2 protein-coding genes are annotated in these 14,621 nt (G+C 28.5%); both read right to left on the bottom strand.

Annotated elements, in window-relative coordinates; all coding sequences use genetic code 11:
- Nucleotides 1-24: 24 nt before the first annotated feature.
- Nucleotides 25-7,824 (bottom strand): S-layer homology domain-containing protein, encoded by a 7,800-nt coding sequence (locus tag N4A55_RS03310; RefSeq protein ID WP_293754082.1) that lies wholly within the window; start codon nucleotides 7,822-7,824, stop codon nucleotides 25-27.
- 77 nt (nucleotides 7,825-7,901) lie between these two features.
- The gene (locus N4A55_RS03305; RefSeq protein ID WP_293754081.1) at nucleotides 7,902-14,489 is read right to left on the bottom strand and encodes an immunoglobulin-like domain-containing protein; all 6,588 of its coding nucleotides are present in this window, start codon (nucleotides 14,487-14,489) and stop codon (nucleotides 7,902-7,904) included.
- Nucleotides 14,490-14,621: the final 132 nt, after the last annotated feature.

Raw genomic sequence — 14,621 nt, 5'->3', positions numbered from 1 at the left:
TTTAGTCTATATTACAATGAGCTTTTATTCTATAGCTTTTAAGATATCTTCATAACACCAATGGTTGTTTTCTAAATCATGAAATGGATTTATTTTATTGTCTATATTTCCATTTCTTCCTGTTAAATTATTAATCATGGAAACTACTTCTGCTCTTGTAGCATAGTTATTTGGATTGAACTTACCATTATATCCGTTAATTAAGCCTAATCTATAGCATTTCATTATTTCCTTTTTTGCCCAACAATCTTCTATGTCTGTAAAATGATTATGCCTAAAAGATTCTGTTCGTTTTGGATTAATGATATTAATAAACAGCTTAACAAGTTCGGCTCTTGTAATATAATTATTTGGTTTGAAACTACCGTCTGTATATCCATTTATATATCCATATGACGCAAGCTTAACAATGTCATCTTTTGCCCACATATCAATATCATTAAATGTAGCCTTATTCCTAGTTTGTGGTTTAACCAGTAGCCTTGATATCATAGCGGCTACTTCTCCTCTTGTTACCTTTGTGTTAGGAGCAAAGTCACCATTAGGTAGTCCTGAAATATAAGCTTTAGTTTCTTTATCTTCTACAAAATTACTATTACTCATATTAATATCTTCTACAAATATATAGTCAGAACAATGATCAACCTCAAAACTTACATCCCCTTGTCCATTAGCTATAACGTATCCGTATAACTCAAGCTTCTTATTATCTTCGTTATAGTAATACATATAAAGATTCTTTGATTTGAATTCTTCTCCTAATGATACTGTAACTTGTGCTTTTGTTGGTAACTCTCCATGATGTCTAAAATGTACAATTTTCATATTATCAATATTAGAGATATTATTATCTTGTATTTTTTTAATAATTTCTTTCTCCAAAGGAGAATCTAATGTAAGTGACATATCTATAGAAGATAATGGTATTGTTGTTGTTTTAACTAATCGTTCTTCTTCAGGTATAGTGGATAATATTTTATTTTTACCATTAGTTTTATTATCATTTACTATTGCACTATCACTATCTGACGTATTTTGAAGAATAATAGTGTATTCTTTAGTTTTTATTATTATATGTTCATAATTATTTTTTTGTAAATCCTTAAATACTTTTGGAGTAACATATATACTATCATTAACCTTATTTTTTTCAGTATATATTTTATTCTTTTGTTTAACTTCTGGCTTTTTAACATCTTGTTTTTTGTCATTATTATTTGTAATATCATTATTATTGTTATTATTGTTATTATTGTTATTGTTGTTATTGTTGTTATTATTGTTACCATTATTGTTATCATCTTCATCATCAGCACCAGCATATATATCTGCATACTCTGAATTCATGGTTAGATATTTTTCAAAAGAATAACCTTTTTTAACTTCTATAGTTTTTTTAGTTTCTGTAGATACTTCATTACCACTTAATACCTCATAAGATGCTTTAACTACAATAAGTCCATTATTATTTATGACAATATTACCGTCATCATCAATGCTTGCAAGAGTTTTTCCCTCAACTATTTCATATCTTAATTTACTCTTATCAATATCAATATAATCCGTTGATGATACTTTTGAAGATTTGGTTTTGCTAGATTGTGAGATACCTTTAACATCAATCTTATAAGTTTTACCCATTTTAACTATATTTTGTACTAATTCATCTTGTTCGTAACCTATAACCTCATCTGTTGTAATCGGTACATCAACTACTTCACCAGTAAATGCATTTTTCATTCTTTCTATTGTAACATCATATATTGGTTTATTTATAATCTTTGTAACTTTAGGAATGTCTGAAGTCATAACAATATCCTTAATAGGGGAAAGATTTCTTATGACCTCTACCTTATTTTTGGTTACATTACCAAAATCATCTTCTGCTTCAATATTAAGTACTGTTTTAATAGTATCTGTATCAATTGGTACACTTCCTTCAAATACACCTTTTTCATTAACTTGTACCTTAATATCATTTACTACAACTTTTGCTCCTACTTCTGTTTTACCACTTACTATAATGTCTGATATATTACTGTCAATGTACTGATTATTTACAGGTGTATTAAGTAGCAATTCTGGAGCTCTTGTATCTACATAGAACTTCATTGATTCATTGTTTATGTCCCCATCTTCATTTACTGCAATAACATCTAAATAATGTACCCCTTCTGTTAGCTTATTAAGTTGTAATTCTAATTTATTTGTCAGTTTATTAGTACTTTGCAGTTCAACTTTATCTAATAAAACCTTCATATTACAATCTGAATTAGTTTCTATAGTTATAAGTGGTGCTTTGTTATTAATTCCTTTTACTTTTACTTCTTCGGTTATTGCATTACCATCTTCAATTTTATAAGCTGATTCAGTTCTTAAGAAAGTACTTTCTCCAAAATCTATATTTATTTCTGGAGGCATTGGTTTTTTTAGGAATATATTGCTACTATATGCTGTCTCTCCTACTATTCTTGTATCATCATTAATTCTCTTAACAGGAGTTATCCCAACTTTATAGGTCTTTCCTGTTTCTAGACCTGCCACCTTTGACTCATCAGGCTTCTCTTTATTATAAGTTTCATATACCCCTCCAATTACAGTTCTAGTAGTATTTCCATCTACAGAAGCGACTCCAAAACTATCAATTATATTTTTATCTTTATCAAATACTTCAATATAGTATTCTTCTACAGCTTCTGTTTTTTGCCAAGATACATCTAATAATCCATTACCTATTGAACTTACATTAATATTATTAACATTTTTTGGAGTATATTTATTTTTATAACTAATAACATTTGAATAAGCAAATCTCTGACACAATCCTTCTGTTGTTAAAACAGTCTTAATACGATAATTTCCTGTTGGAGTCCCCTTTGGAATATCTACGGTGTGTTTATTAATTCCATTTTCTTCAATAGTATACATTCCCAGAAGTTCTCCAGTCTCATCTTTTTGTTGACCATCTTCATCATTTTTAATTTTATTATCATTCACTAAATAGAACCTAAAGATAGTACGTCCTATTCTTTTATTCTCATCTGCTGTGTATCTATAATTACTACCATTCCAAGATATATCTAATTTCTGAGATGATATTCCATTTTCTTTTACCTTAACTGAATTTTTGTCTAGCTGTGGCATTTTTTCAATCTCATATACTTTGGTAAGAGGTTCTTCTTCTATTTTCGCACTGGAATATATCAGATATTTTCCTTCTTTTTCAAATGGGAAAAGCATTGAACTATATGTTACTGAATCAATTGTTCTTTCACCATATAAATCACTAATATCACCACTAGGCAGATTAACAATATTGCCATTTTCATCTGTCATGTAGAATATGTCTGCATTTTTTATACTGTTTTTTGAAACAAATTCAACAACAATATCTGATTCATTTTTACTTTTAGATTTTACATCTATACTGTATTCTTCTATAACATTACTACTTGTTAGTTTTTTATTTGAACTTACTATAATTTTCTTATCTTTTAATCCTGCTTGAAATCCTGTTATATATTTTATTTTTTTATTACCATATACGAAATCGCTTTGTGTTAGATTGTCATATTTATCGCCTACAACTGATTTTCCGTCAATTGTAGTACCTGCAACTTCATATATATCAATCTTAAAATCTTTATTTGAATCTTCATTATGTGAAAATCCAAGCTTAGTTTTATCAGTTGTATCCATAGTCACTTCATATACATAATCACTTTCCATATCATCACTTATAGTGTCTGTATATGTTATACAGTCATTTAATTGTACATCTGATACAATTACAAAGTCCTTTTCTCCATCATCTTCAAATCCTATTAACCCTTGATATTTTTTATTAACATATACATAATCTACTGATTGGAGTGTATATGAGGTATTTTCAATTATGTAAGTATCTTCTCCAGATGTATTATCATTCTCTTTATCTTCACTCTTGACTTTTTTATATTTAGTATTTGTATTAGAACATATTGCAATATTAGGTGTGTTTTCTCCAAGATATTCAAAAACAAGCTTAGTATCCTGTGAAACATTAAGCTTAATATCATAGATATATTTATCTTTTAGGTTAATGTCATTATGGTGATATTTGTTTTTAGAAATATTTAGTTGAATTTTATCGCCAACATATTCTGCTCTTTCTGACTTTGGACTTGCTATTAATTGCATACTTTTAAAAGAATTATTAACAAATTTCCCTTTTTGTTCTACAACATTTGTTCCAACCATATAATCTACTTTTTCTCCATTATCGTCAAGAGTAGTTCCTTGATATAATCCTCCTGTTGGTGCTTTTAATATATTTTTATCCTCTATTGGTCCTGCTTCCCCAATATTGAACTTCCATTTGTTTCTCCACCAATATGTAGCACCTACTTCCACTGTTTTTATTTTTAAATCAATACCTAGTGAACCCCACATTTTATCATTATCTACACCAAAGGTTGCTTTTCCAATAGATTTCCCACCAACGATAGGAACATCCTTTGGAATTGTTACAGCTAAATTACATGTACCTTGAAAGAATAGATCTGAAATGTACAAATTTGCTTGTCCTGTAAATATATTTTCAACATTCATTTCACCTTTTGCTTCAAAGTAATATTTTTCATTTGATCCTGTATCCCAGCATAGTTTTCCTTGTAAATTTTTAAATATTTTTAGTCCTTTTATAGTTGGATTATCTGATTTTATTATTAAATATCGCTTAGTAAATAAACCTTCAAAAGGCCCTTCTAATACTTCTACAACATTAAGATCCATTAAAACAACTATAGTAAATAATGCATCTGGGTTATCAAAATAAGGATTAGTAAGTACTTGTAGATTTCTAACGCCACCACCTAGTTTTGTTATATAGGCAGCTCCACCAAAAAGAGGGATACCTGGCTTACCTCCACCAGCAAGTACACAATCACTTAGATACCAAGTATCATTCTTACTCTCTTTTATCATACTAAATTCAATATTACATTTTACTACCTTAACTTTAGCTTTTCCATTGAGTTTAAATGCACCTCTATATGTATCAACTCCAACTTGCAGATCCATATCGCTAATCATTCCAATATTTTTCTTTGGCTTAGCTCTTGCATCAATTACTATTCCTTCATATCCTTTAGTAGAAAAGAATACATCTTTAGCATTGACAACTACACCACCTGGGAACATTGATAAATCAACTGTTGCATCAAATGTAAGCATATCAAGTTCTTTTTCTTTATCTTGTACTAACCTTACTCCACCTATTTGTACAGGCATACCGTCTAGTGCTTTATTAAGAACTGCTCCTATACCGCCAAGTTCAAATTGTACTGGTGATATGTTCTTTTTGACTGGTGTTGGTGCCATGTGATTTTGTATATTCCATAATGAATATACAACATTATCCTCAAAAGTAATTAAAAACATATCTCTCCAAAAATCAAATCCATCACCTGAATTAATTCCCAGTACTCCTAACCCAGTTACAACTAATGCTCCTACACTATGTGATGCTAATCCTGACAATTTATCACTCATATCAAAACCTTTTTTACCACTAATTGCTCCCATAGTTTTTTTTGCATCACAGTTATAATCAATTGATTCATCTTCATAAGTAAAATCATAATCAATATCTGCCTCAATGCCTGGTTTTAATTGACCTTCAGCTACTTTCTTAAAACTAGTAGGAATTGTAGTTTTTTCAAGAATATTTCTTAGAGTATTACTCATTGCATCTTTTTTATTTGAAAAATATTCAATTGAATTTCTAACTTTATTTGAATCCGATGTCATATACTGTATTGTTAATGGTACAGCAGAAGCATACGTAATAACATTATTTATTATTGCTTTTTTATTTTGTGCATATACTACGTATTTTGACAGTTGTCCATTATCTTTAATTGCTCTTATATCACCTCTAATAACCATTAACATTTCTCTATCTACAACATTTTTTAGGTTTTGTTTATCTTTTGTATTTGCATCTTCTAATGATTTTTCTAATGCCTTTAGTTCTTTTTCATCAGCAAGAGGAATGGCGTGACAATATCTAGAAAAACCTTTCAATTTATCATAGGTAAAATCAGATACAATAGCTAACATACCATATGTTCTTGGCATTACTGTCTTATCTTTTGTAATAATTATTTTACCAGGTATGTTTAGAATATCATCTTTTAATATATGTTTACTTATGTCGTCGCCATCAGCATATAAATTATTTAGTATTTTAATTCTTAATTCCATTTCACCAATGTCAAATTGTTCTTCAAACATTATCTCAATAGAATTAGTATCGGGTATTACATTAATGTTATTTGATGGTACTACATTGTAGTCTCCATTATTTATTCTATATTGTAATTCCCAATTTCCCTTATTAATTAACATAGGTATACCTGTACATTTTACAGTGACTAAGTTTTTACCACTATAATAAAGTTCATTAGGTGATATTGTATCAAATGTTATTTTTGGTGGTTGACCTGTCTTACCAGGAAGTATTATTGCCTTAGAAACGCTGTATATCTCATTTAGTTTAAGATCTCCAACTCTACTTCCTTCTGGAATTTCATCATCTTCTTTATATACATTACGAGAATCATACATATCTACTTTATATCTAATAGCTCTATATTGGGCGCCTGGCTTTGCTTTAAACTTCCATCTAAATGTATATTCTCCACCTACTTTTATAAGCTTAGTTCCTTTAAGTGAAACATCGTCATTAAATGTTAATGAATCACCTGCATCTTCAAATGTTAAATATGCCATAACATCATTTATTTCTTCAGAATTAGGTAAATTATTCTCTATAGATACAGCAACCTCGAATTCTCCATTACTCATATAACCTGTTTTTTCATCATTAAGTACCATCTGTGCAGGTGCTGATATATTAGTAGCATAAGTAAGTTTCTTATCATAAATCTGACCTAATCCATAATATGTTTCAAAACCTACTGATTCATTGTTTTTAACTGATTTCGGATCCCAATAAGAAGCTATTGCAGTATCTTTTCTTCCATAGTCACTTTCCATTGTAAAATTCATAGCAGTATCCACTGTATAATCATATGTAGTCTCTGCTAATCCTTGCCAATGACCTATTATTAGTTTATTAGGTTTTATATTACCCCAACCATTAGTATAGCCATATCCTACCACATTAGGTGCAAACTCATTATCTGATGCTCTCCATATATCAGGAACATCACTTCCAGTAAATTCTATTTCTTTCTCATAATATTTGTCTCCAATTTTTATTGCACATCCATCGTTATCACCTAGCATAACGTCTTGTAATATTCTCGCCCCTATATTGACATTTTTCCCTGTATAATTATTAACTAAATACTTAATATAGACATTACCATAATTAGTATTGTTTGGATCATTAACAATACTTAAATCTTGAATGACCTCAATTACCTTATCACCTGTACCAATCTTGTATGTTGTTACAATTGAATTACTAGATTTTACTGTTTTCCCTACTAATTCAGCTTTTCTTGAAAGTGAATAAGCATATTTTTCTCCAAATATATAATCTTCTCCATCTATCCTGAATGTTGCAAATGAAGTTTCATTTTTTCCATCATGAAATAGTAGTGTCTTATTAGAGTCACTTGGTCTAATTGGATTTCCAAGCTCTGTAGTTCTTACATTATATCTGCCTTTATTATTTACAGATACATTAATTATTTCATTACTTAGTGTAACTGGTCTTTTCTTTTTACTAATTTCACCAACTGCATATACATCAGGTAATGTGATGTTTAATAATATAATTATAGCTACTAGTACTGATATTACTCTTTTCATATATACATTCCTTTTCTATAATTTTCTCATTTGAGATATTTGCATAATTAAGAATCAATTCAAAGAATCCACTTATGTTATTCTGTAAAATAAACAGTGAATGAAGCTTTTTGTCTATTCAAATCCATAATATATATAGTATACCAACCTAATTCGTTAAGCGATAATTTAACTTGCTCATTTCCTAGTTTCTTATCATCTATTGTATCTAATAGTATACTGTAAACTTGTCCATCTTGTTTAAATTCTCCATCTTTAACTATACCTTTAATGTATTTAATTGTTGCATTTTCAACAAAGTTAAATACTTTAATATCTGTTTCTTCACTGTTTGAATAAAATGATGATGGATTTATTTTTCCATTAACTATTATTGTATAATCGTCACCAATTACTTTTACAACTCTCTCTAAACTAGCTATATTACCTGCCGTATCACTAACTGTATATGTTATTTTTTTATCTCCAACTGTTGATACGTCTAATGATGATATATTTACTTTTTCTTTTATATCTCCATCATGAGTATCATATGCAATTACATCATTAAGCTTTGGCATTACCCCTTTTAGTGTCACAACATAATCATTTTGTAATTTAATAATCGGCTTAATTCTATCAATATTTTTTACTCTTAATAGAATAGTTGATTTATTTCCTGCTTCATCAGATACATATAATTGATAATATCCATTGTCAGTAAATCTAATTGAAATTCTATTACCTGTAACCATTACATTTTTATTAACACTATTTGCGTTATTATTTTGATCAATATCTGAATTTAAAATCTTATAATTATTCTCACCTATAGTAATTGTTGCTACAACATCGTTTTTAGTAAGATTTGTTTCAGAATAAGATACTGTATAAGAAACAGGGTCTCTATCAATACTATCAACTTCTGCTGTTATCTGTGTTTCGTTACCTGCCATATCCGTAACTTTAAAAGTAAACTTACCATTTTCTTTAAATAAATAGCTATTCGTATTACCTATAGTATTAAGTACTTTTATTCCATGTGGTTCTTGATTCTTATTAACCAATACAATAGATGCCATTACTACATCGTTAGTTACTGGTTTTGTTTCTTTTCCATTATATAGAATTTTAACAATAGGATCTTCTCTATCAATATTATTTACTTCTAGGGAAACAATACTTTCATTTCCAATATCATCTCTATATTTCACACTGTAATTACCATTATCTATAACAGTAAATTCATACTTATCAACTGCATTAATATCTGTATTATCGTATATATTACCGTCTTTTTTAATCTCTAATATATCTACCGGCTTAGTAGCTAGAAATTGTAGCTTAATATTATCTTTCGTAGGTTTTGTGTATAATGAGAATAATCCAGCTCTCACAGGTTCTTTATCTATACAATCTATAGAAGCTTTTAGTGTTGTTGTATTTCCCATTGTATCAATAGCTATAATATTAATAATTTTATTTTCACTAAATTCATAACTATATGGTGCTTGTAAATCTTCTACTGAGTCAAAAACTACCTTAGAGATATTATCTTCTGATGTTATTGTCAGTAAAACATTATTACTTGTCTTACCGTTCACAAGCTCATCTGTATATACTTTCCCATCGATTGTATAATTAAGCTTTAGCTTAGGACCGGATTTTTTAATTGTATTAGTTAAGTCAACACTAAACTTACCTATATTAATTCCATTAGAAATCAAAAAGTCATACTTTATTCCAACTACAAACAACCTAGTATTTTTTGAAGAATTATTAACAATGTAATACCCTTCTGGAACTTTAACTGTTACTTCTACATCTTTATTAACAATTCCTATACTAGGAATATCATTGTAAGTCACATCTCCTACTTTATAAGTTGCTGATACTTTATTCATATCTAGGTTCGTATTTATTGTATTGATATTATTATGGGCTTCTCCTTTATTGCCAGCACTATCTTCAAAATAATATTTTATAGTACCATTTATTTTTGTTGTTACTAAATTAGTAATATGATTATAAATAATATCATTTGAAGTATAGCTCTTTGTTGTATCAAAATGTACTTTTTTTTCATCTTCTTTAATAAACTCAATGTTTGTTATAACAGTAGGATTTTCATCTGTTATTATAATAGACGCTGTTTTCGTATATTTGTCTATGTTTTTAATAACTACATCCCCAGTAGGTGGTGTTTTATCAATATTTGTAACATCATATTCCTCTGTAACAACAACAGTATCCTTATCATCTTTATCAAATATATCTACCTTAATATTAACATTTTCTGTTACAGTAAATTCTGCTGTTAGATAGTTATCTTCACTATCCTCTGCTTTTGTAGTAGTTATAGAACCCATGTCAATTACTGTATCATCTACTCTAATATTATTAATCCTCTTATTAGAAGGTGCTTTTATAATAACTGTTACTTTATCATTAGTAGCCTTATTAGGCGTTATACTTATTATACCTTTATTATTAACATGTTTTATATTATCTATATTAATAACTTTGGAGGCTTCATTACCTGCTTTATCCATATATGTTACTGTTATATTATCATTATTATAAAACATTACCTTGTTTACACAAGGAAGATTTTCTCCTTTATTATTAATAACACTTTTAATGACTATATCTTCATCAAATTCTAGTCTAACCTTTACTATTGAACTAACATCTAATAAAGCGTCATATTGCTCTTTAGTACAGTCTACTTGAGTTCCTTTTGAATCCTCATATGTATATGTAAGCTTAGGTTCATTAATTGTATTATCTAGAATATATTTACCATATACATTAGTAAAAATTCTTTCCCCATCAACTAATTTAGTATGTAAATAATATTCTCCATCGCTTTCAGACAGACTTATTGTTTCTCCATTATTATATTTAATATAATCCTTATCTTCTACATCTTCTAATTTACTAAACTGATAGTATATATTAGGATTTTGTATATCAATATAACCACTTTCTATTGGTCTTTGGGCTGATAAATTAAAAGATAATGATTTATAACTTTGTCCATAAATATTGCTAGTATTAACTCTTACTATTGGTTTATCATCTTTAATCCATGTAACTTTGGCAATATGTGTTGTTTCATTTCCTATTTCATCAGTAAGGGTAAATATATGTTCACCATTTTCAGTAAAAGTGTACATAGATTCACTTACTATAATATTATCTTTGTCAGAGACATTATCAGAAATATTATTTAATGTTACAATAACATTATTTGATGTTACTCCTTGTTCCTTATTTGGTGAGTATATTAACTTGGCTGTTGGAGGAATATTGTCATAAATAGCTTGTATCTTAATACTTTTTTCTGTTACTTGATTAAGACTATCGTAAAATTTGAAATAGTATTCTTGTATTTTATCATTTTCATTTAACTGTATATTTACAATCTCAGATGTATTACTAAATGTTCCTCTTTTAATTTCCTGTTTACAATCTTGGTCATTATATACTACATATGTATACTCAAGTTTATCATCAACTAATTTATTTATAGATATAGCTATATTTTTTTCTTTAGAAATATACACTTTGCTATTATCTACTTGGAATAATCCAATAGCTGGTGCTGTTGAGTTAATTATATATTTTTCTGAAATACTATTAGTCATATTGTCATATATATCTGTTGCTCTAACATGCAGATACCATTCACCTGATGTATCAAAAGGATCTGTATCTACTCTTAAATCATTTTTGTTATCAAATTTAGATATATCTATTGAATTATATTCTTGTGGCATATCTTTTGTCTGACTCCACTTATACTCAAGTGTTTTAATACCTCCATCATCACTACAATTAATATGTCCAGTAACAGTTTTATATCTATTTCCTATTGCATTATCATAGTAAAAACTAATCATAGGAAGTCCATTATTATCAATCTTCATGTTTTGTCTCGCTATAATTTCGTTTCCACAACTATCTTTTGCATATATATGTAAAAATACATGTCCATTAAGAGTCTCTTCATCAGAAGTCTCTTCATTCCATTTATTTGTTTCTACTATAGCTTGTTTTGTTAGTAAATCTTCTTTATCTTGGTCTTCACCGTTATTTTTATATTCTTCGAAAGGATCATAATCATCTGGTAAATTAGGCAATTCTAGTTCAAGTTGTTTCCATATTTTGTTGCCTGGATCCCTAGTTAAATAACTATTACTAAAGTAATATTTAAATTCTACTAATTTAGAGTCTTTATCATCAATAGTAACCTTTATCTTGTGATTATCTAAAGGTTTATCAAATCCTCCTGATTCTGACTTGAACTGTACAACGGGCTTTTCTTTATCAAAATAATATGGTTCTGATAAAATATAGCTAATATTATGTTTAATATCAACATCCTCAGTTGTTTCCAGCCTCGTCGCATTATCATAAGCTCTTATTAAGAGATATGACACTCCATGCTGTCTTTGTTCAAAAGATGGTATAGGTATTTTGCTAATAGAATAACTATTAAGACTATTACCTTGTTTCCAGCTACTTGTATTCTCTCTAAGTAACTTGTAAGTATCAGTACCATCCTTATATATATCTTTTTTATCAAGTTTTTTCTCTTCTAGTTCTATTGGAGAAACCCATCTATATTCATACCTATTAAATCCTGAAGGTTCTTCTCCTAATAATTCAAAATTAACATTTATATCTCCAACGTACTTACTCGTCGTCCCGTTAGGGGATATCTTTATTTTTGCATGGGTATTATCCATATATATTGGTTGTGATGTACCCCATGTTTTATTTCCTGCTTTATCTTCTATATAAGTATGTATATAAAATATCCCTGTTATTTCACGTCTGCCATCATGTATTACATCACTAGCTGTACCATCTACGTAATTTACATTTTCATATTTACCTGTCATATTTATTTCATCATATATTTCATCATATTGAGTATATCCCTTTGTTTTTTTATAAAGGTCATCATTAATAGGAATATTAATTGTTCCTCCCCCACTTGAGTATCCACGAGATTTACTTCCTAAACAATTTTTTAATGAACCATTTGTTGGATGTACATTACTTTTACTTATTACATAATCAAATTCACCATTAACTAACATACTACCTGTTTCAATAGGACTAAGACTAACTACATGTTGATTTCTATAAGTTGTAAAATCTTTGTTACCAAAATCAATTCGTGGTGGAATGGTATCTACAAAGATATCCAATGCTTCATTACCTTTTTTATAAGCAACCGCTGGGAAATTCTTTGTACCTTCTTCTCCTGTTCTAGGCATTTGTCCAACATTACCAAAATCATCTGTAATTTGTAGATTTCCCATTGGATTTGCCTCATTTTCAAATGTAAGCTTGCTTGTATCATCACCTTTTCTAACCACATACCTATATACAATCCATTCATCTTTATTATATGTGTATATTTTATCTATTTGTATTTTATCATTATCTAAATACAACTTAGCTTTAGCTCTAGTGTTATTAAATTGATTGATATTGTTAAATTGCATGAATCCATCACTGGATACTTTCACTTCACTATCAAACTTAAGTTTTACTTCTAATATATCTCCAACACTAAGATACTGTTCATTACCACCAATTATGTTGTACTCCACCCCTGTTTTCCCTGTACCCATTTCTACTGGTATTTCTGGTGGAATACCGTCAACTCTAATATTATACTCTTTTCCGCTGCTATAAGCTTGATTTGCAGCTCTAAATGAGCTTTTGAATTCATTATCGTATTTATCTTGAATTTTAAAGCTTTCTATTTCTTTTAAAAATTTATTCTTATCCTCATTTCTTAAGAATAATTCTCCTTGAGCACCATATCTTACTTGGTATTTGAATACTACTTTATTGGTATCTACCCTATCATACTGAAAGCTTCCTACTTCAGTATCCTTATTTGTCACCTTATCTTTTAGTGTCAAACTGGTTCTTATAAAGTTTTTTATATCTGTATTCTTCACAAAAACATCTTCGTCAAATTCTACAGCCATATATACTGAATTATGACTTCCATTATATGATAACTTAGGATTACTACCACTTGTAATTTCATTTGTTAAATTTTGATCAGTATAATACTTGATACTTACTATATTTGGTTGTGCTTCGTCTAGTAACGCAAATTTAAAATAAACGTCTTTGACTTGCATATCATCCCCATCTTTACCTTTGGATGTCAACCATATTTTAAGCCAATCTCTAGAAGAGAATCTACCAAAATTAGTCCTATTAGCTTCAAAGCAAATATCAGTACTAAACCCAGACCATAAACCCGTTCTGGTATAATATACATTTCCAAAATTTGATTGTGTACCGCTTGCCCCATAATCAGAATACTCTATATCTTTACCATTAAATTTGAACAAAAATATTCCATCTTCAATTTCTCTATGTATCATTTTAACATAATACTTTATAACATATCCTTTATGAATATACTCTACTAACTCATCATATGGATCTTTTGGAAATACTTCGAACCTAGATTTATTATCTTCTATTAAAATTGGACCCGAAAAATATTTAATTGCATTAAACTCCCAATCTCCAAAACCTTTTGATGGGTCACTTTCTTTCCAACCTGCGTATGCAACAGTACTTGAAAATAGTATCCCAATTAGAATATTTAATATAACTATCTTTGAAATTTTCTTTAGCATAATTCTAATCCTTTCTTTTTGTTTTATATAAGTAAGAAAAGCATTACGAAAACTTTTCTATAAAATAATTAAATAAGTGCCATGCTACATAATTATATAGCATGGCACTTAACCACTAATTAACACTTGGAT

The sequence above is a fragment of the Vallitalea sp. genome (genome assembly GCF_025211055.1).
GTDB lineage: Bacteria > Bacillota > Clostridia > Lachnospirales > Vallitaleaceae > Vallitalea.
This window is presented reverse-complemented; position numbering and strand designations above follow the sequence as displayed.